Origin of the sequence: Filomicrobium insigne, assembly GCF_900104305.1 — a bacterium.
GTDB classification, from domain to species: Bacteria; Pseudomonadota; Alphaproteobacteria; order Rhizobiales; family Hyphomicrobiaceae; genus Filomicrobium; species Filomicrobium insigne.
In genome coordinates this window covers 578,356-597,488 of record NZ_FNJC01000003.1, presented here as the reverse complement: position 1 = coordinate 597,488, position 19,133 = coordinate 578,356, and the positions used below count along the sequence as shown (strand labels likewise).

The following is a 19,133-nucleotide window of genomic DNA, read 5'->3' as shown; positions in this document are numbered from 1 at the left end:
CGTTTTATTCGCTCAGAAGAGCGGCGACGCCTGGTAATTCGCGACCTTCCAGCCACTCCAGGAACGCGCCGCCTGCTGTCGATACGTAGGTGAAATTCTTACCCACACCTGCAGCGTTCAATGCTGCGACGGTGTCGCCGCCGCCTGCAACGGAAACCAGGGCGCCAGCCTTCGTTAGGGCCGCGGCGGCTCTAGCAAGTGCGAACGTTCCTTCGCCGAAGGGTTCGATTTCAAAGGCGCCCAGGGGGCCATTCCATAACAACGTCTGGCAGCTGCCGAGGACGTGAGTCAGGTGGGCAACCGATTTTGGGCCAACGTCGAGGATCATGGCGTCGGCTGGTACGGCGTCGATCGGGACCGTGTTGCATTCCGCCTGCACCTTGAATTCTCGCGCCACTACGGCGTCATCGGGCAGAAGAATCTCGCAGCCACTCTCCGCTGCAGCGGCCATGATCTGACGGGCTGTGTCGTGAAAATCTGGCTCCGCAAGGGATTTGCCGACTTCCACGCCCTTGGCCTGAAGGAACGTGTTGGCCATACCGCCACCGATGATCAGCTTGTCCACCTTTGCAACGAGGTGCGTGAGGATCGGTATCTTGGTCGAGACCTTTGCGCCTCCAACAACGGCTACCGTCGGTCGCTTCGGTTCTTCGAGCGCGGCTCGCAGCGCGTTGATTTCCTCAAGCATCAGAGGCCCTGCGTAGGAGGGCAGCAAATGCGTAATTGCTTCCGTCGATGCGTGAGCACGATGTGAGGTGGAAAATGCTTCGCCAACAAAGATATCTGCGTTTCGCGCCAGCTCTTGGGCGAATGCGGGATCGTTGGCTTCTTCCCCTGGGTGGAACCGCAGATTCTCAAAAAGCGCGATATCGCCAGGCGCAAGGTGTTCAACGGCATCGCGCGCCTCCGGGCCAATACAGTCTGCAGCGAAACGGATGGGTTTCTGCAGGACCTCTCCCATTCGCCCGGCTACGGGCACGAGGGAGAACTCTTTCAGAGGCTTACCTTTCGGGCGGCCGAAGTGGGAGATGACGATAACCTTGGCGCCGCGCGACGCGAGGTCGAGCAAACAGGGGGCGATGCGGACAATACGAGTTGCGTCGGTGACAACGCCATCGCGCAAGGGCACGTTGAGATCTACGCGCACCATGACGCGCTTCCCGTCGACGTCGAGGCCTTCGGTTGTTCTCAGTTTTGAAAAGTCCATTTTCCCGCCCTGCGCATATTTTTCTGAGGCGCTTGCCGGGATCCCGCACAAGCGCCTCTCGTTTGTTTATTTGACGAGTTCAGTGGCAATGCCGGCGATATGGTCCGCGGTCAGGCCAAATTGCTTGTAGAGCTCACCGGCCGGCGCGGATGCGCCGAAATCTTTGAGGCCAACGAAACGGTCGCCAGGGCGCAGCCACTCGTACCAGCTCTGAGCAATTGCAGCTTCGATGGCGATGCGCGGTGCAGCGCCTAAGGTCTCCTCCCGGTATGCGTCATCCTGAGCCCGGAAAAGTTCCATCGATGGCATAGATACGACGGCCGCTTTGATGCCGCGTTCTGCCAGCTGCTTGGCTGCACTGCGTGCGAGGCCGACTTCTGTACCCGTGGCGATGAGAGTGACGTCACGTGCTCCCTCGGCCTCATTGAGAACGTAGGCACCCTTCGCGCAACGGTTTACGCTGCTTGCGTCGGTTCGCAGACGCGGCACGCCCTGACGCGAAAGAGCAAGGATCGTTGGAGTTTTCGTGGCGCCGATGGCGAGTTCCCAACATTCGGCGGTCTCGACGCCATCTGCCGGCCTCATAACGTGCAAATTGGGAATCGCACGCAGCGCCGAAAGGTGCTCAACAGGCTGGTGAGTCGGCCCGTCTTCGCCAAGACCAATGGAATCGTGCGTCATGACGTAAATGACGCGTTGATGCATCAGCGCGGACAGGCGGATTGAAGGACGGCAATAATCCGTAAACACCAGGAAGGTGGCGCCGTAAGGGATGATGCTTCCCGACAGAGCCAATCCGTTCATTGCGGCAGCCATGCCGTGTTCGCGGACGCCGTAGTGAATGTAGTTCGCGGAAAAGTCGTCGGGCGTCACAGATTTATGGTGAGACGTTCGTGTGCCGTTAGACCCCGTCAGATCGGCGGAGCCGCCGATAAGTTCGGGAAGTGCAGGGACGAGATGTTCCAGCGTCAGCTGCGACCAGACGCGCGTTGCCTTCTGGCTTTCGTCCGCCGCGAACTGTGTTTTGGCGGCGGTCACGGCAGCTGCGAGGGCTTTCGCGCGCGGCTCGGCGACTGGCTTGGCGAACAGAGCCTGAACATCAGAGGATGCTGAGGCTACTCGCTTGTCCCACGCTTCAACTTCGCCCTTGTGAGCGGCCCCAAGTGCCCGCCAAGCGTTGAGGACGTCCTCGGGCACTTCGAAGGGCTGATACGGCCAGCCGAGCTTTTCTCGGGTCGCAGTGATTTCGTCGGGACCCAGCGGTTCACCATGGGCCTTGGCGGTGCCAGCCCGTGCTGGCGAGCCGTATCCGATGACGGTGCGGCAGGCGATGAGCCACGGTTTGGAACTGTCCGCACGCGCCGCGGCGAGCGCCTTGCTGATCGCCTCGGGATCATGGCCGTCGATCCGCATCGTATTCCAGCCGCTCGCCGCGAACCGGGCAACTTGATCGTCAGAAACAGCTAGGCTCGTTGACCCATCGATCGATATGCCGTTGTCGTCAAAGAGCACAATTAGTTTGCCGAGACGCAGATGGCCCGCGAGCGAGATCGCTTCCTGCGAAATGCCTTCCATGAGGCAGCCATCACCAGCGATACAATAGATGTGGTGATTGATGAGATCGTTACCTGCGCGCGCGTTGAGCAAGCGCTCAGATAAGGCCATGCCGACAGCATTAGCGATGCCCTGCCCCAACGGGCCGGTCGTCGTTTCGATGCCTGCGGCGTGACCATATTCAGGGTGACCGGCGGTATTGGAGCCCCATTGGCGGAAATTCTTGATTTCCTCGATGGTCATACCCGGATAGCCGGTGAGGTAGAGCAGGGAATAAAGCAGCATCGAACCGTGACCGGCCGATAGAACGAAACGGTCGCGGTTTGGCCAATCCGGAGCGTTCGCGGAAAAGCGCAAAACGTCCCTGTAAAGAACGGTGGCAACATCGGCCATTCCCATCGGCATGCCGGGGTGGCCGGACTTTGCGGCCTGTACGGCATCCATCGACAAGGCCCGAATGGCATTGGCCATGTCGGCATGGCTGACCGCTTCGGTGGCGCCCGTGCGGGTCTGCGCCTCGTTCATTTGCTCTCCCTTCCAGGTCTCTCAGGTCTCGTATCGGCGACCTTTAGCGAGGTCGCGGGCGGGCGTCTATGCCGTTGCAATCAGACTTTGTGCCCGGCAATGCAATATTAGCGGCTGCGGCGACAGTGGCCGCATACGGGTTTCACCCATACTCTCAATGAATGAGTTCGTGTCTTTGCGTGCCAGTTTACACCGGCGCGCGTGCCGACTTAACCACGCGATCAATCGCCTGCAAGTCTTTCATGAGAGCTTCGAAGTCGCACAACGGGACCATGTTGGGACCGTCCGACGGCGCGTGGTCTGGATCTGGATGCGTTTCAATAAAGAGACCCGCGACGCCGACAGCTACTGCTGCGCGAGCCAAAACCGGCACGTATCGCCGGTCTCCGCCCGACGATGCGCCTTGGCCACCAGGCTGCTGTACAGAGTGTGTCGCGTCGAAAATTACAGGGCATCCGGTCTCGGCCATGATCGGCAGGGCTCTCATATCGCTTACGAGAGTGTTGTAGCCGAAAGATGCGCCACGTTCCGTCAGAAGGACGTTGGCGTTGCCGGACCCAACGACTTTGTCGACCGCATTCTTCATATCCCAAGGAGCAAGGAACTGCCCCTTCTTGATCTTGATGATCCGGCCCGTCTTGGCGGCGGCAATCAACAGGTCCGTCTGGCGGCATAAAAAGGCCGGGATCTGCAAAACGTCGATGACTTCGGCAACCACGGCGCACTGCTCGGGTTCATGTACGTCTGTCACAACGGGAAGACCCAAGGTTTCTCGGATCTCTGCGAAGACGGGGAGCGCAGCTGCGAGCCCCATGCCCCGTTTGCCACTCAACGACGTACGATTAGCCTTGTCGAACGACGACTTGTAGATCAGGCCGATGCCAAGCCGCTCGGCGATCTCCTTTAGCGCGGAAGCACATTCCAGCGCGTGTTCACGGCTTTCCATCTGACACGGGCCAGCAAATACGGCAATCGGAGCTGCGTTGGCTAGCGTGACGCCCGCAATCGAGACGGAGCTATTAGGACGGGGTGGGTGCATGGACATGGCGGACTTATAGCGCCCGTGTCGCGCCATGACGAGAGCGTTAATCGCTCCGCAGCTGTTCCCCACATCGCAATTTCGTGCGAACGCCACGCACTATGTTGCACAAATCCCACTGAATACTTTCGTCGCAGGCTGGCGTCCAAGTGGATTTTATTAAAAAGCGCAAGGACCCCTTTGAAAACGGGGCCTTGCATCTTCTTACGGCTTCGCAATTCGCGCGCATGAGCCTCTGATAAATCTAGCCATTTTGTCGCACTTTGCACGCTTCGTCTCGTTGCTGCCGCATTTCGGTTCGACCTGCCCGCCGCGCCTCGATGAGTGGGGGACAAAAATAGAACACGCCCATCGAGCGCCAACGGGAACAAAATCGGAGTGATTGTAGCAATGTGTAAACTGAGCGGGCTGTCGCGCCTGGGCGCGATCCTTTTTGCCCTAACTTGTTTTGCTTTTGTCGAGGCTTCTACTGTTACGGCGCAGGCCTCCTGCCTGCCGAGCGGCCTCAAAGCAAAGCTCAGCCAAATCCGTGCGAAGTTCGGCCCCGTACGTATCGTTTCAACCCATCGGCCGGGCGCCCGAATCGCCGGTTCCGGTAAGCGCAGCTATCACGCGTCCTGCCGTGCGGTAGACTTCCACCCGCCCAAGGGTAAGCACAGTCAAGTCGTTGCTTGGCTAAAGGCCAACCATGGTGGCGGTGTCGGAACGTATAGCTGCGGAATGCACCACATCCATATCGACAATGGACCGCGTGTGCGTTTCCACCATTGTGTGAATGCCAAAGGTACGCCCATCGGCAAGGGTCGCAGTTACGCTTCGAAAAAGCGTTCAGGCAATAAGAAGTACGCTTCTTACAAAGGTAAGAAGAAGAGCCCAGGTGCGCGTTACGCCAAGAAGGGTACCACGCGTCCGAGCATCGGCTATGCCGCGCCGAAGCGTTCAAACTTCAAGATTACCGCTTATGCTCACTGACATCTGGCGACTCAACCTCTGTTGAGCCGGCTAAAAAAATACGGGCGGGGGACTTCCCTCGCCCGTACGCATTTTCAGATCGCTCTAACTCGAGAAAGATCAAACAAGCCGGCTTTGCTCGAGCGCTGCGTGGATAAAGCTCTTGAACAGCGGATGCGGTTCAAAGGGGCGTGATTTCAGCTCTGGGTGGAACTGGACGCCAATGAACCATGGGTGGCCCTTGAACTCGACGATTTCCGGTAGGAGCCCGTCGGGCGAGACCCCGGAAAATATGAGACCGGCGTTTTCAAGCAATTCCCGGTAGCGCATGTTGACTTCGTAGCGGTGACGGTGACGTTCCGAAATCTTGGTCGAACCGTAGATTTCTGCGACGGCACTGCCAGGCTTTAGCTCAGCAGCGTAGGCGCCGAGGCGCATCGTTCCGCCAAGATCATCCCTGCCGGTGCGTTGTTCCATTTCGTTACCGCGCATCCATTCCGTCATAAGGCCGACAACGGGTTCGTCGGTCGGTCCGAATTCAGTGGATGAGGCATTCGTAAGGCCAGCTGAACGAGCCACTTCGACGGTGGCCATCTGCATACCGAAGCAGATTCCGAAGTAGGGAACCCCTCGGCTGCGCGCAAAGCGCGCTGCGAGCATCTTACCTTCCGAGCCGCGCTCACCGAAGCCGCCAGGAACAAGGATGCCGTTTACGCCTTCAAGGTAAGGCGCAGGGTCCTCGCGTTCGAAGACTTCCGATTCGATCCATTCCAGCTTTACCCGCACCCGGTTGGCGATGGCGCCGTGAATAAGCGCCTCGTTCAATGATTTGTAGGCGTCTTTGAGCCCCGTGTACTTGCCGACGATGGCAATCGTCACTTCGCCCTCAGGGGTCGCAATGGCTTCTGAGATCGTCTGCCAGCGGCTCAAATCTGGTTCTTTGGCATCCGTGATACCGAAAGCGGCAAGGACCTGTTTGTCCAACCCCTCACGATGGTAAGCCAGAGGAACGTCATAGATCGAAGCTACGTCCAAAGCCTGGATTACAGCATCCTCGCGGACATTGCAGAACAGCGCGATCTTCTTGCGTTCCGACAGCGGGATGTGCGTGTTGGCCCGGCACATCAGGATGTCTGGCTGAATACCGATGCCGCGAAGCTCTTTGACGGAGTGCTGCGTCGGCTTAGTCTTCAACTCGCCGGCCGATGGGATGAACGGCAGAAGCGTCAGATGGATGAAGATCGACGCGCCGCGCGGCAAATCGTTACCCAACTGACGGATAGCTTCGAAGAATGGCAGACCTTCGATGTCGCCGACCGTTCCGCCGATTTCAACCAAGACGAAATCAACGCCTTCATTGCCCTTCAGCACGAATTCTTTGATGGCATCGGTGACATGCGGGATTACCTGGACGGTAGCGCCCAAGTACTCGCCGCGGCGCTCCTTGGCCAGAATGTCCTGATAGATACGTCCGGTTGTCACGTTGTCGGCTTTGGACGCCGGCACTCCGGTAAAGCGTTCGTAGTGACCGAGGTCGAGGTCCGTTTCGGCACCATCATCGGTAACGAACACTTCGCCGTGTTGATACGGGCTCATCGTGCCCGGATCGACGTTCAGGTAAGGGTCAAGCTTGCGCAGGCGCACGGAATATCCGCGAGCCTGGAGCAGAGCTCCCAGCGCGGCTGATGCGAGGCCTTTGCCGAGTGAGGAGACCACGCCGCCGGTAATGAAAATGTACCGTTGCATGGGCTTTGGGTTTCGCATGGATCGGCCATGATTCGTAGCGGCATTATCGCCACATCCACGAGACTTGGTAGGTCGGGGTGCAACCGGATGACAACTTTAGGTCGCCCAAGACCAGCCGCGATGACCTCTGGTAAGAACAGAGGCCATATTTCCGCCTACCGCGAAAAATCAGCTTTTAGCGCGTGCCAGGAACGGTCGGCAGCGGCGCACGTCCGCGTTCCAGATCATCAAGCAGTCCGCCTCCACCGCCATCGGTGGGCGCTGACGGGGCCGATTTCTCTGTGCCGGCTTTCGTATCCGTCGCCGCAGGTTGGCCCGCGTTATCGAATACCGAGCCCCGCGGGCCGCCGGAATTGGCAAGCAATGTCAGAACAATGCTGGTCGCAAAGAAGCACATTGCCAAAACGGCGGTCGTTCGGGTGAGCAGGTTGGCCGTGCCGCGTCCGGTCAGAAAGCCGCCTCCGCCTCCGCCTCCTCCACCCATACCAAGTGCCCCGCCTTCCGAACGCTGCATAAGCACAACGACGATCAGCGCGACGGCGATCATGATGTGGACGACAAGGATGACGGTTATCATAAGGTTGCAGATCCCAATTCAAGGCGCTGTCGGTCGGGCAGCAGGTTGCTGGATGGGCGGCTTCTACACCAGCCGCACTCATGCCGCCACCCCCTGCGATTAATTGGACGGTCCAGCCGAACTCTTAGTCCTCAGCGGGTCGCCCGCTCCGGTAGCGGTGGCCCTGGGGGTGCAGGTTGCGGCTTTGCACGTGCCATCGTCACGGGCTTTCTCTCCGGCAGCATGGGGTTCTTGGCAAATTCCGCCAAGCGTTCTGCCCAACGTTTTGCCTCGAGAGCCTCCTGACGTGCCCGCTCCTCTTCGGCTTTCACCGCTGCAGAAGCAAAAACTTCTGGGCAGCGAAACTTCAATTGTTCGTCTAGGTGGATATAGCGCATGATTTGCTGCAGCCGGTTCGCTGGCAGGTTGGACCGCGCCCACTCCGGCCCTTTTTGCATATCCGCATCGACTCCCGTCGCCACGAGTGTTGTACGCTCGGTCTCATAGGCACGGCATTGGGCGACATCGGCTTCAAGATCTCCAGCCGTTGCGGCTGTGCTTAAAAGCACGAAAAATACGGGAGTTATCCTGCTGAGACGCATGGTGCCTCTACTCTGATCGCCGCCTGCCAAGGACTTATTATGGGGGTTCTCGCTGCCCCCTGCAACGAAGGCCGTTCGCATTACCTTAGGTGCCAGAGGCCGACGTTACGCACTGAATTGCAAAGAAAGTGTGGGAGGCGGAAGCTGGTTACCTGCCTACGGTTTGGGTTGAACCCTATTACCGATTGCCATGCGATATACATGCGCTCTTTGCCAGAGGATTAATTTTCAGAGGCGGCCAGTTGCTTGAACACCTGAAAGCTTGGGCAAAAGCGGTCAAGCGTGACGTGATCGCTCTTTGGATCGCGGCTCGCGACCGACGCACACCTTGTCTCGCGAAACTTCTGGCTGCGCTGGTTGCGGGCTATGCCCTTTCTCCAATCGACCTGATCCCCGATTTTATCCCGGTCCTGGGATACCTCGATGACGTCGTAATTCTTCCGCTTGGCATCGTCGCCGCAGTATCATTGATCCCCGCGGCTCTGATGGCTGAATTTCGCGTCGAGGCGGAGAAAATCTCTGCTCGACCGAAAAACCGAATTGCCGTTGCGGTGATTATCGCTGCCTGGATCGGGACGACCATTTTGGCGGGCTGGCTCGTTTCCCGGTATCTCGCGGCATAGCCCTCGCCAGCCAATTACTTGCAGTAGGTTTCCAGGATTTGGATCAAATCCGCGGCTTTAAGGCTGGCGCCGCCGACCAAAGCTCCATTTACGTTTGCGACGCTCATCAATTCGGCGGCGTTCGAGCCCTTTACGGAGCCTCCATACAGGATCCGCATGCGGATCCCCGCGACATCGAAGCGTTTCTGTAAGGCCTCGCGGATCATCGCGTGCACTTCGGCGACATCGTCGGCTGTCGGCGTCAGTCCCGTGCCGATTGCCCAGACCGGCTCATAAGCAACGATTGTATTTTCCGCCGTCACTGCGTCGGGAATGGAGCCTTCCAACTGACGGGCAACGACTGGAAGCGTTAGCCCAGCCCCGCGCTGGCCTGCGGTTTCGCCGACACAGACGATGGCCGTCAATCCGGCACGGTGGGCAGCTTCTACTTTGGCGCGAACACCATTGTCGGTTTCCGCGTGGTCGGAACGGCGTTCAGAGTGGCCGAGAATGACAGCACTGGCCCCTGCATCGGCCAACATTTCAGCGGAGATGTCGCCGGTGTGGGCGCCTGATGCCAGGGGATGACAGTCCTGCCCGCCAATCAAAACCTTACCGTTGGAGCACAATTCGGCCATGACCATCGTCAATGTGGCTGGAGGGCAGATCATCGTATCCGCCTTCAAAGTGTTACCCGCGCTATCGATCCAATCCGATATCGCAATCACTTCAGCCAGAGCGGCCTTGGTCCCGTTCATTTTCCAGTTTCCCGCCACAAGCGGCTGGATGGCGGGGAGAGGGGAACCGGCGTCCGTCATTCGTTAATCCTTGTTTTGCGCAGTGATGGCAGGCGTAGGAATGATCTAAGTGCCAAAAAACGCCCATTTCGCAAAGTGCCATATCGTACGCACCCTTGCTTTCGCGGACAGCCTGCGCTTGATATCACCCACGAAATGCTCAGGTTGCGCGGATTGGGATGATCGCGCATAGGGCCGTCGCTGGCGCGGTTCAGCGTCAGGCAATATCTAGAAGTCAGCGAACACAGCGGAAAATTACGCGCAATGCTCGAATCACTCAAACGCTGGGCCTCCGGTTGGGTCGCCTTTTTCATGATGTCTCTTTTGATCCTCAGCTTCGCGATCTGGGGCATCGCCGATTACATTACCGGCGTAGACCGCTCTGCTTTGGCAACCGTCGGCAGTGACGAGATTTCCGCGGACCAATTCCAGCAGGCCTTCCAGAACGAGTTGAACGCGATTTCCCAGCAAGCCGGTCAGCGCATCAGCTATGAGCAGGCGCGCGCCGTCGGTCTTGACCAACGGGTCCTCTCGCAGCTCGTTGGGTCGGCCGCCGTCGCAGAACATGCGCGCTCACTCAATCTGGCGCTCTCGCAAGAGGCCATTGTCGAAGGCCTGATGCGGGACCCTGCGTTCGAAGGTCCCGATGGAAAGTTTTCGCGGACGGCCTTGAATGCGGCTCTTCGCGAGCTTGGTCTTAGCGAAGCGCAGCTGCTTCAACGGCGTCGCCGCGATGAACTCCAGCAGCATCTAACCACGGCGCTGCTGCGCAGCACGGTTGTGCCGAGCCCGATGATCGACCTGCTTCACCAGCGGCGCGAAGAGAAGCGGGCGATTGAACACTTCACCATAGTAGCGGAAAAGGCCATCATCATCCCTGAGCCGACGGAAGAGCAGCTGAAAGAAACGTATGATCAGAACAAATCGCGTTTTATGACAGCGCCCACCCGACATCTGTCCGTTCTGATGTTGTCCGTCGATGGTATTAAGAAGCAGGCGGATATTACAGACGAACAGCTGAAGGAGAGCTACGAGCAGACGAAAGCCAGCTACGACAAGCCCGAAAAACGGCAGGTCCAGCAAATCTCTTTCAAGGATAAGGCTGCTGCGGAAGCGGCTAAAGCTGAAATAGCTGGCGGCAAAGACTTTCTTGAGGTTGCGAAGGCCAACGGCGCCGATGCCAGCGATGTTGACCTTGGCCTGTTGGAACGCGGCCAGCTGATTGATTCCAAGATCGCAGAGGCGGCCTTCTCCCTGGAGAAGGACCAAGTGTCCGACGTCATCGAAGGGACGTTTGCGACTGTGCTCCTTCGGGTTACGGAAATTCAGCCGGGAGAGCAGAGCACGTTCGAGGGCTCGAAAGATCAAGTGCGCAATCATCTCGCCGAGACCTGGGCCCGCAATCAACTGCAAACGCTCTACTATAAAGTCGACGACGGTCGCGCAGCCGGCAAGCCTCTGAAGGAAATCGCGTCGGAGATGCAGCTGCCGTTTTATGACATCGAGTCTGTCACGCGCGATAACACAACGCCCGATGGCAAGCGTGCGCTTGATGTTGCAGACGCTTCCGCGATCATCACTGAAGGCTTCCGCGGTGAGGTGGGCATCGAGTCCGATCCAGTTCGTTTGCAAGATGGCGGTTACGCGTGGGTCGACGTTCTTGATCAAACGCCGTCGACTCAGCGCCCGTTCGAAGAGGTGCAAGACGACGTCAAGAAACTCTGGTCCGACACCCAGCGCCGTCAGAAACTGTCGGCCCTTGCCAAGACTTTGACCGATCGGGTCAAGGGCGGTGAAGACATGGCCAAGGTCGCCGAAGAGGTTGGCGGAAGCGTTGTGATGGCTCCCCCAACAACACGTGCACGTCTTCCCGATGGTCTCACACAGGCAGCTATGGGACAGGCGTTCGTGCTCCCGCAGGGCGGCGTCGGCAATGCAGAAACATCTGACGGAAAGTCACGCACCGTGTTTCGCGTCGCGGAAATTACGGCGGCCGGCCCGGCGACGGAGGCCCAACGCAAAGCTCTGCAGACCGAGCTGCAACAGCAGCTTCGCGCGGACCAGATCGCTGAGTATGTGGGCGCCCTGCGTAACCGTTATGGGGTGAAAATCAACGAATCGGCCTTCCGGCGTATTACCGGCGCAGATACGGACGATCCGTCGGGGAGGGCATTTTGAGCACATTTGAGCGGCGTAGCGGGGCACCAGAAGCCTTACCGTCGCTGGCGGCCTTTAGCGAGCGTTTCGATAACGGCACGGCACAGGTCGTTTATACGCGCCTTGTCGCGGACCTCGAGACCCCGGTCTCCGCTTATCTCAAGCTCGCGGGTAAACCCGGCACGATCGGGTTTCTCCTTGAATCGGTGGAAGGCGGCGCTCAGCGCGGACGGTATTCGATCATCGGGTTGGAACCCGATCTGATCTGGCGCGCGCATGGAGATGCGGCGGAAATCAATCGCACGGCGCAAACAGATATCGAGACGTTTACGCCTGAAGATAAGCCGACGCTGGAAGCTCTGCGTTCGCTTCTGGCTGAAAGCTCGATCTCACTCCCAGACGAACTCCCTCCCATGGCTGCCGGGGTGTTCGGCTACATGGGATACGATACCGTCCGTTTGATCGAACGGCTTCCCGATGAACCGCAGGATGATCTGGGCGTGCCCGATGCCCTGTTCGTTCGTCCGACAATCATGGTGATCTTCGACAACGTGCGGGACGAGATGACCCTCGTTACTCCAGTACGTCCAGAGGGTCGCGATAATGCGGCTGCGGCGTACAAAGCAGCATGTTCACGGCTTGAGAAGGTCGTGTCAGCGTTGGAAGCGCCCCTCGCTCACGAAACGGCATCAATCGAGCGGGAGCTAGCCGCACCGGACCCTGTCTCCAACACTTCTTCTGCTGAATACCTCGATATGGTAGCCCGGGCGAAGGAATACATCGTCGCCGGCGATATCTTCCAGGTTGTTCTGTCTCAGAGATTTTCGGCACCATTTGATCTGCCGTCGTTCGCTCTCTATCGCGTATTGCGGCGGCTCAATCCGTCTCCGTTTCTCTTTCACCTCGACTTCGGTGACTTTTCGCTCGTCGGGTCTTCGCCAGAAATCCTGGTGCGCGTGCGCGATGGCGAAGTTACGATTCGTCCCATTGCCGGAACACGACGTCGCGGCGAAACCTCCACCGAGGACGCCCATCTTGAGGCAGATCTTCTGGCCGACCCAAAGGAGCGGGCAGAACACCTCATGTTGCTCGATCTAGGCCGGAACGATGTCGGACGAGTTGCAGAAGTCGGCACCGTCAACGTCACCGCTCAGTTTGTTATCGAGCGTTACAGTCATGTGATGCACATCGTCTCGAACGTTGTCGGACGTTTGGACAGCAAGACCCATGATGCTGTTGACGCGTTGATGGCCGGTTTTCCAGCGGGCACCGTGTCGGGCGCGCCCAAAGTTCGCGCGATGGAGATCATCGACGAATTGGAGAAATCCAAGCGCGGTCCTTATGCCGGTTGCGTGGGCTACTTCTCCGCGGACGGAAACATGGACACGTGCATCGTGTTGCGAACGGCGTTGGTAAAGGACGGTATGCTGCACGTTCAAGCCGGCGCCGGCATCGTGCACGACTCCGTCCCTGAAAGTGAACAGCAGGAATGCGTGAACAAGGCCAAAGCTATCGTGCGTGCAGCAGAAGTCGCCGTGCGATTTGCGTCCGGGACGGCACGCTCAGCGCCGGAAGCCTCCAGCAGCAATGGCGGATTGTTCGGGTGATCGGCACATGCTGACGTTATCCTTGTTGCGCCATGCAAAATCGAGTTGGGATGAGCCTGATCTGCCCGATCACGAGCGGACGCTCTCAAAGCGGGGCACAAAGGCGGCGACGGAGATCGGACGCTACATTGAGCGCAATGAGGGCCGTCCTGAACTCATCTTGTCGTCAGATTCGGTACGGACCCGCGCAACTGTGTCCCTGGTTCTGGCAGAACTCTCCGGCAATCCGCCCGAAGTCGTGTTCGACGAGGGTCTTTATCTCGCCTTACCCGCGATGATTTTGGAACGGCTGCGCAAGGTAAAGGGCGGGCAAAAGCACGTCATGGTCGTCGGGCATAACCCCGGGTTGCATGCGCTTGCATTGTCCTTGACCGGAAGCGGGGATCGCAAGGCGATTCAGAAAATGGCGATGAAATTTCCAACTGCCGGGCTTGCCGTAATCACCTTCGATGCCGACGATTGGAATGCCATAAAACCGGCTGCCGGCACACTGAAGGACTTCATTATCCCTCGCGAGCTGGCTTGACGCGCTAGGGCCCGCTTTCTACAGCTTTGAGCTGGACTTTTGGAGTGCCGCCAAAGATGCTGCTGCTCATCGATAACTACGACAGTTTTACCTATAACCTCGTGCATTTTCTGGGTGAACTTGGCGCGGAAAGCACCGTGCGCCGGAACGACCAGATTAGCGTCGATGAGGCGTTGAAGCTCAAGCCGCAGGCGATTGTTCTCTCGCCTGGGCCTTGCACGCCCAACGAAGCCGGGGTTTGCCTCGACCTCATCGAAAAGGCGGCGGGGAGAATCCCACTGCTCGGCGTATGCCTAGGTCACCAGTCGATAGGTCAAGCCTATGGCGGCAAGGTGGTGCGTGCGCCCATTCCGATGCACGGCAAGTTATCGACGATCCGTAGGCGTGATACCGGCATCTTCAAAGGACTGCCGGAAACCTTCGAGGTCACTCGCTATCATTCGCTGATTGTCGAACGGGAGAGCCTGCCGGACTGCCTCGAGATCACAGCTGAGACTGATGACGGCATCATCATGGGACTTCAGCACCGCGAGCATCCTGTGCACGGCGTTCAGTTTCACCCTGAGAGCATCGCGTCAGAGAAAGGGCACGATCTGCTGGCGAATTTCCTCGAACTCGCAGGCTTCACGCCCAATCGGCGTGACACGGTCACGCCGCGGCCGCGCGCCGCCTAACCAACCGGGAATGCGATGGGGCAAGTAGACATAGCTGCGGCGCGTGGAGACGGTATCAAGACCGTTCTCGACAAAGTGGCTAGCGGCACGACCTTTAGCGAGGACGAAATCAGAACAGCGCTCGAGCTGTTGATGACAAGTGCCGCTAGCGATGTGCACCGCGCCGCTTTCCTGATGGGGCTGCGCGTGCGCGGTGAAACCATCGCAGAGATCACCGGCGCTGCACGCCTGCTGCGCGCGCGCATGCATGCGGTGTCCGCGCCGCCAGGCACCATCGATATCGTGGGGACGGGCGGCGACGGTCATGGGACTTATAACGTGTCGACATGCGCCGCGCTCGTTGCTGCCGGTGCCGGCGCTACAGTCGCCAAGCACGGCAATCGCTCGGTATCTTCGCGCTCCGGAGCCTCGGACGTTCTCAGTGCGCTTGGCGTCAAGATCGACATTGATGCCGATAAGGTCGCGGACGCTATTCGACAAGCGGGCATCGGCTTCATGTGGGCGCCGATGCATCATCCGGCGATGAAGACGTGGGCGCCGGCTCGCGCGGAACTCAAAGTACGGACATTGTTCAACGTGCTCGGTCCGATTGCGAATCCGGCGAACGTCAAACGACAGGTCGTTGGCGTGTACGATGTGCGGTGGGTGGAACCTATCGCAGATGCCTTGAAGGGCTTGGGGTCGGAGCACGCATGGGTCGTGCATGGATCTGATGGGCTCGATGAATTGACGACCACTGGCCCGTCAACCGTGGCAGAGGTCAAAGATGGGGCCGTTTCTGTGTTTGAAATTTCCCCCGAGCAGGCGGGGCTTGAACGCACATCACTTTCGTCCCTGCAAGGGGGGGATGCGCAAGAGAACGCCGCGGCGATCCGTGCGGTGCTCGATGGTGCGGCCGGACCCTTCCGGGATATCGTGTTGTTGAACACGGCCGCTGCCCTGGTGGTTGCAGACAAGGCGGCCAATCTCATTGACGGCGTTGAGATTGCGTCGCGCGCAATCGATAGCGGTGCGGCGCGTGCCGTGCTTGATAAGCTCGTCGCCGTTACCAACGCGGACGCATGACATATGGCTGCTGACATTTTGGAAAAAATCACCGCGTACAAGCGGGAAGAAGTCGCGGCGGCTAAAGCAGAAGCTCCGCTGCAGATCATCGCCGAGTATGCACGTAGCGCCGGACGGCCGCGTGGTTTCGTTGCCGCGATCAACGCGCGCATGGCATCGGGACAGCCCGCGCTTATTGCCGAGATCAAGAAGGCAAGTCCATCAAAGGGGCTTATTCGCGCAGACTTCGATCCCCCCGCGCTTGCCGAAGCCTATGCCGCGGGCGGCGCAACCTGTCTGTCCGTGCTAACCGACGCACCCTCGTTCCAAGGTTCGCCGGACTATCTGAGGGCTGCACGTGCAGCATGCACGCTCCCCGCTCTACGCAAGGACTTCATGATCGACACGTATCAGGTCGTCGAGGCACGAGCATGGGGCGCGGATTGCATCCTCATCATCCTGGCGCAGGTCGACGATGAAACGGCTGCGAAGCTCATCGCCGCCGCGGCGGACTGGGGTATGGACGCGCTCGTTGAAGTGCATGACTCCGCGGAATTGGCGCGCGCCGCATCGCTTGGCGCGACTTTCATTGGAATCAACAATCGCAATCTGCGCACATTCGAGACGACGCTAGAGACCACCGAGCGTCTCGTGCCCGAGGCTCCGGCGGGGGCCACGCTCGTGACGGAAAGCGGCATCTTTACCGCTGCCGATGTCGCACGGATGCAGCGCGTCGGGGTGAACGCTTTTCTGGTGGGCGAAAGCCTTATGCGGCAAGCCGATGTGCGTCGTGCGACCGAGGCTTTGATTGGCAGGACGGAGGCCGCGTGAAAAAGCTTTCCCATCTCAACGAGAAGGGCGAAGCCCGTATGGTCGACGTCTCCGAAAAGGGCGTCACCAGCCGGACGGCCATTGCGGTGGGTTTCGTCGCGATGCAGCCCGAGACGCTGGCACTTGTCGAATCCGGAGAAGCCAAGAAGGGTGACGTTCTCGCGACTGCGCGCATCGCCGGCATCATGGCGGCCAAGCGGACGCACGAGTTGATCCCGCTATGCCATCCGCTCGCGATCACCAAGGCCAGCGTCGAATTTGAAGCGTCTCACGCCCCCGCAGGGATTCGCGTTCGGGCCGAGGTTAAAGTCGCCGGTCAGACAGGCGTTGAGATGGAGGCGCTGACTGCTGTTTCGGTTGCCTGTCTGACGATCTACGACATGCTGAAGGCTGCCGATAAGGGCATGGTATTCAAAGACATCCGACTGATTGAAAAAACGGGCGGACGGTCGGGAACATTCCGCGCAGAAGGACAATAATAATGGCGCCGCTTTCCGTGCCCGAAGCCCTCGCGCGCATTCTCGACGGCGTTCGCGCAACCGAGATGGAAGAGGTTGATCTGTTTGGGGGACGCGGACGCATTCTTGCCAGCACGTTGACCGCGCAATTCTCCCAGCCGCCGTTTGATGCGTCCGCGATGGACGGCTACGCTGTGCGTGATGCAGATGTGGCAACGCTTCCAGCCCGTTTGACGGTGATCGGCGAAGCTGCGGCTGGACATCCCTTCGCCGGCACGGTCGCAGAGGGACAGGCCGTTAGAATTTTCACAGGCGCGCCGGTTCCAGAAGGAGCCGATGCGATCGTCATCCAGGAAAATACCGATCGCGAGGGTGATGTTGTCGTTGTCCGCGAGGGCAAACCGGATCCTGCGCATGTCCGCAAACGCGGAGGTGATTTCACGAAGGGCGATGAACTTCTTCCTGCAGGCCTGAAACTTGCCCCGAGGCATTTGTCGCTGGCCGCAGCCATGGGCTACGGCAAACTCCCGGTGATGCGCCGTCCGGTCGTTGCAATCCTGGCAACGGGCGACGAGTTGGTCGAGCCCGGGACACCGGTTGCGGCAGGACAGATTGTCTGCTCCAACCCATACGGCATTGCGGCGATGGCTGAAGCCGTGGGTGCGGAAGCGCGATTGATCGGCATTGCACGTGACACAGTGGACAGTCTGACTGAAAAGATCGCTACCGCTGAAGGTGCAGACATCCTTGTCACGATCGGCGGAGCGTCCGTCGGCGATCACGACCTCGTCGCCAAAGTTCTCCAAGCGAACGGCATGACGCTCGATTTTTGGAAGATCGCTATGCGGCCAGGCAAGCCGTTGATCTTCGGACATCGTGGCGCGCAACGCGTGATCGGCGTACCAGGTAATCCTGTGTCGTCCTTGATCTGTACGCGCGTCTTCGTTGTTCCCCTCATCCGCAAACTGCTGGGCCTCGATACTGGAACCGACGCTCTCATGACTGCGCGGCTAACCCACGCAATCGAGAAAAACGGGCCGCGACAGCACTATATGCGCGCACGTCTCATGACGGGCGAAAATGGTGTCATGGAAGTTCGCGCCGCGGGATCGCAGGACTCATCGCTGTTGGAGCCGCTGTCGGCTGCGAATTGTCTGATCGTGCGCCCGGCCGATGCTGAAGCGCTTCCGGAAGGCGCGTCCGTCAACGTGCTGCGTATTGATTTTTGAGCGTTTTACATCGTCATTTTGCGAGATCCTCTTTGCGCCCTCTTGTAGAACGTGTCAAGAACGGTTAGTGTCTGTTCATGGTTTGTACAGATTCTGTCCTAAACGCGGCGAGAGAGTTGAGGGATGTTCTCCACGCCCATTCGGGCTTGGTTTTGAGAACGCCTGAAGCTCGCGTCGCCGATGAGAAAGCGGCTAGCGGGGCGCGCTGAAATTATGCTGACACAAAAACAAAAAGAGCTTCTTCTGTTCATTCATGAGCGCATGAGTGAGACGGGTGTTCCGCCGTCGTTCGATGAAATGAAGGACGCGCTCGAACTCAAATCGAAGTCTGGTATCCATCGGCTCATTACGGCATTGGTGGAGCGTGGCTTCATTCGACGGCTTCCTCATCGAGCACGCGCTATCGAGGTCATCAAGCTTCCTGAAGGCTCAGAATCGGGTGGTGTCAAAGTCGGCGGCTTCAGGCCAAGCGTGATCGAAGGCGGAGGCGGCTCCAAGCCAGTCGAGCTCTCAGCGCCGAGCACAACTGTGATCGACTCCCAAACGGTATCCGTGCCGATGATGGGCCGTATTGCGGCGGGCGTTCCGATTAGTGCGATCCAGAACCATACCCATGATATTTCCTGCCCACCCGACCTTCTGGCTAAGGGCGAACATTTCGCGCTGGAAGTCCACGGCGATTCGATGATCGACGCCGGCATCCATGACGGCGATATCGTCATTATCAAGCGGTGCCATACGGCGGAGAACGGCGACATCGTTGTGGCTCTTGTCGATCGGGAAGAGGCGACGCTTAAGCGCTTGCGTAAGAAAGGCTCCACCGTCGCTCTCGAAGCTGCCAATCCGCAATTCAAGACGCGTATTTTTGGTCCCGATCAAGTGGATGTGCAGGGACGGCTTATCGGATTGATCCGACGGTATTGATATGTTGTTTGGCGGATAGAAATTGCCGAAGCCCTTTCGCTAATCATCATCCTGGCATTCATTGCCGAGATCCAATCTGGCACTGGGGAGGCCGTTGTCTGGTT

Annotated in this window: 18 protein-coding genes; 11 read left to right on the top strand and 7 right to left on the bottom strand. The window is 58.8% G+C overall.

The window, feature by feature from the left end:
• Positions 1-4 precede the first annotated feature (4 nt).
• The 3 genes from BLS30_RS12875 to kdsA all read right to left on the bottom strand — a co-directional run bounded on the left by BLS30_RS12875 (position 5) and on the right by kdsA (position 4,325).
• The gene (locus BLS30_RS12875) at positions 5-1,207 is read right to left on the bottom strand and encodes a phosphoglycerate kinase (RefSeq protein ID WP_090229241.1); all 1,203 of its coding nucleotides are present in this window, start codon (positions 1,205-1,207) and stop codon (positions 5-7) included.
• Positions 1,208-1,273: 66 nt separating this feature from the next.
• Positions 1,274-3,286, bottom strand: coding sequence for a transketolase (gene tkt / locus BLS30_RS12870; protein ID WP_090229238.1), 2,013 nt, complete (start codon positions 3,284-3,286; stop codon positions 1,274-1,276).
• Positions 3,287-3,473: 187 nt separating this feature from the next.
• Positions 3,474-4,325, bottom strand: a complete 852-nt coding sequence (kdsA, locus tag BLS30_RS12865) for a 3-deoxy-8-phosphooctulonate synthase (protein ID WP_046480504.1) — start codon at positions 4,323-4,325, stop codon at positions 3,474-3,476.
• A gap of 390 nt (positions 4,326-4,715) precedes the next feature.
• Here kdsA and BLS30_RS12860 point away from each other — a divergent pair, with 390 nt between their 5' ends.
• Positions 4,716-5,297, top strand: coding sequence for a YcbK family protein (locus tag BLS30_RS12860; RefSeq protein WP_090229236.1), 582 nt, complete (start codon positions 4,716-4,718; stop codon positions 5,295-5,297).
• 99 nt (positions 5,298-5,396) lie between these two features.
• Here BLS30_RS12860 and BLS30_RS12855 read toward each other — a convergent pair whose 3' ends face one another.
• The 3 genes from BLS30_RS12855 to BLS30_RS12845 all read right to left on the bottom strand — a co-directional run bounded on the left by BLS30_RS12855 (position 5,397) and on the right by BLS30_RS12845 (position 8,180).
• A complete protein-coding gene (locus BLS30_RS12855; RefSeq protein WP_046478731.1) occupies positions 5,397-7,022 on the bottom strand; it encodes a CTP synthase in 1,626 nt (541 codons plus the stop codon).
• A 175-nt stretch (positions 7,023-7,197) separates the two neighbouring features.
• Complete coding sequence (gene secG, locus BLS30_RS12850) at positions 7,198-7,599, bottom strand: preprotein translocase subunit SecG (protein ID WP_046478733.1); 402 nt, start codon at positions 7,597-7,599, stop codon at positions 7,198-7,200.
• Between the two features lie 131 nt (positions 7,600-7,730).
• Positions 7,731-8,180: a hypothetical protein gene (locus BLS30_RS12845; protein ID WP_090229233.1), complete on the bottom strand. Its 450-nt coding sequence runs from the start codon at positions 8,178-8,180 to the stop codon at positions 7,731-7,733.
• Between the two features lie 242 nt (positions 8,181-8,422).
• Between BLS30_RS12845 and BLS30_RS12840 the strand changes: the two genes are divergently transcribed.
• Complete coding sequence (locus BLS30_RS12840) at positions 8,423-8,803, top strand: YkvA family protein (protein ID WP_082101270.1); 381 nt, start codon at positions 8,423-8,425, stop codon at positions 8,801-8,803.
• 14 nt (positions 8,804-8,817) lie between these two features.
• Here BLS30_RS12840 and tpiA read toward each other — a convergent pair whose 3' ends face one another.
• The gene (gene tpiA, locus BLS30_RS12835; protein WP_090229231.1) at positions 8,818-9,600 is read right to left on the bottom strand and encodes a triose-phosphate isomerase; all 783 of its coding nucleotides are present in this window, start codon (positions 9,598-9,600) and stop codon (positions 8,818-8,820) included.
• A gap of 243 nt (positions 9,601-9,843) precedes the next feature.
• Here tpiA and BLS30_RS12830 point away from each other — a divergent pair, with 243 nt between their 5' ends.
• The 9 genes from BLS30_RS12830 to lexA all read left to right on the top strand — a co-directional run bounded on the left by BLS30_RS12830 (position 9,844) and on the right by lexA (position 19,029).
• Entirely contained in the window at positions 9,844-11,757 is a 1,914-nt protein-coding gene (locus tag BLS30_RS12830; protein WP_090229230.1) for a SurA N-terminal domain-containing protein, read from the top strand.
• Positions 11,754-13,343: an anthranilate synthase component I gene (trpE, locus tag BLS30_RS12825; protein ID WP_090229228.1), complete on the top strand. Its 1,590-nt coding sequence runs from the start codon at positions 11,754-11,756 to the stop codon at positions 13,341-13,343. The genes BLS30_RS12830 and trpE overlap by 4 nt, the downstream gene beginning before the upstream one ends.
• A gap of 7 nt (positions 13,344-13,350) precedes the next feature.
• Entirely contained in the window at positions 13,351-13,869 is a 519-nt protein-coding gene (locus tag BLS30_RS12820) for a SixA phosphatase family protein (protein WP_046480515.1), read from the top strand.
• Between the two features lie 56 nt (positions 13,870-13,925).
• A complete protein-coding gene (locus BLS30_RS18220) occupies positions 13,926-14,543 on the top strand; it encodes an anthranilate synthase component II (protein ID WP_090229225.1) in 618 nt (205 codons plus the stop codon).
• A gap of 15 nt (positions 14,544-14,558) precedes the next feature.
• Positions 14,559-15,608, top strand: coding sequence for an anthranilate phosphoribosyltransferase (gene trpD / locus BLS30_RS18215; RefSeq protein WP_046478745.1), 1,050 nt, complete (start codon positions 14,559-14,561; stop codon positions 15,606-15,608).
• A 3-nt stretch (positions 15,609-15,611) separates the two neighbouring features.
• Positions 15,612-16,418, top strand: a complete 807-nt coding sequence (gene trpC, locus BLS30_RS12805) for an indole-3-glycerol phosphate synthase TrpC (RefSeq protein WP_046478747.1) — start codon at positions 15,612-15,614, stop codon at positions 16,416-16,418.
• Positions 16,415-16,897 (top strand): cyclic pyranopterin monophosphate synthase MoaC, encoded by a 483-nt coding sequence (moaC, locus tag BLS30_RS12800; protein ID WP_090229223.1) that lies wholly within the window; start codon positions 16,415-16,417, stop codon positions 16,895-16,897. The genes trpC and moaC overlap by 4 nt, the downstream gene beginning before the upstream one ends.
• 2 nt (positions 16,898-16,899) lie before the next feature.
• A complete protein-coding gene (locus tag BLS30_RS12795; protein ID WP_090229220.1) occupies positions 16,900-18,105 on the top strand; it encodes a molybdopterin molybdotransferase MoeA in 1,206 nt (401 codons plus the stop codon).
• A 213-nt stretch (positions 18,106-18,318) separates the two neighbouring features.
• On the top strand, positions 18,319-19,029 hold the full coding sequence (lexA, locus tag BLS30_RS12790; protein WP_046480517.1) for a transcriptional repressor LexA: 711 nt from the start codon (positions 18,319-18,321) through the stop codon (positions 19,027-19,029).
• Positions 19,030-19,133: the final 104 nt, after the last annotated feature.

What these genes read in the sequence shown, in the direction of transcription:
- BLS30_RS12875 (WP_090229241.1), bottom strand. Translation starts at nt 1,207, where the DNA reads ATGGACTTTTCAAAACTGAGAACAACCGAAGGCCTCGACGTCGACGGG.
- tkt (WP_090229238.1), bottom strand. Translation starts at nt 3,286, where the DNA reads ATGAACGAGGCGCAGACCCGCACGGGCGCCACCGAAGCGGTCAGCCAT.
- kdsA (WP_046480504.1), bottom strand. Translation starts at nt 4,325, where the DNA reads ATGCACCCACCCCGTCCTAATAGCTCCGTCTCGATTGCGGGCGTCACG.
- BLS30_RS12860 (WP_090229236.1), top strand. Translation starts at nt 4,716, where the DNA reads ATGTGTAAACTGAGCGGGCTGTCGCGCCTGGGCGCGATCCTTTTTGCC.
- BLS30_RS12855 (WP_046478731.1), bottom strand. Translation starts at nt 7,022, where the DNA reads ATGCAACGGTACATTTTCATTACCGGCGGCGTGGTCTCCTCACTCGGC.
- secG (WP_046478733.1), bottom strand. Translation starts at nt 7,599, where the DNA reads ATGATAACCGTCATCCTTGTCGTCCACATCATGATCGCCGTCGCGCTG.
- BLS30_RS12845 (WP_090229233.1), bottom strand. Translation starts at nt 8,180, where the DNA reads ATGCGTCTCAGCAGGATAACTCCCGTATTTTTCGTGCTTTTAAGCACA.
- tpiA (WP_090229231.1), bottom strand. Translation starts at nt 9,600, where the DNA reads ATGACGGACGCCGGTTCCCCTCTCCCCGCCATCCAGCCGCTTGTGGCG.
- BLS30_RS12830 (WP_090229230.1), top strand. Translation starts at nt 9,844, where the DNA reads ATGCTCGAATCACTCAAACGCTGGGCCTCCGGTTGGGTCGCCTTTTTC.
- BLS30_RS12820 (WP_046480515.1), top strand. Translation starts at nt 13,351, where the DNA reads ATGCTGACGTTATCCTTGTTGCGCCATGCAAAATCGAGTTGGGATGAG.
- BLS30_RS18220 (WP_090229225.1), top strand. Translation starts at nt 13,926, where the DNA reads ATGCTGCTGCTCATCGATAACTACGACAGTTTTACCTATAACCTCGTG.
- trpD (WP_046478745.1), top strand. Translation starts at nt 14,559, where the DNA reads ATGGGGCAAGTAGACATAGCTGCGGCGCGTGGAGACGGTATCAAGACC.
- trpC (WP_046478747.1), top strand. Translation starts at nt 15,612, where the DNA reads ATGGCTGCTGACATTTTGGAAAAAATCACCGCGTACAAGCGGGAAGAA.
- BLS30_RS12795 (WP_090229220.1), top strand. Translation starts at nt 16,900, where the DNA reads ATGGCGCCGCTTTCCGTGCCCGAAGCCCTCGCGCGCATTCTCGACGGC.
- lexA (WP_046480517.1), top strand. Translation starts at nt 18,319, where the DNA reads ATGCTGACACAAAAACAAAAAGAGCTTCTTCTGTTCATTCATGAGCGC.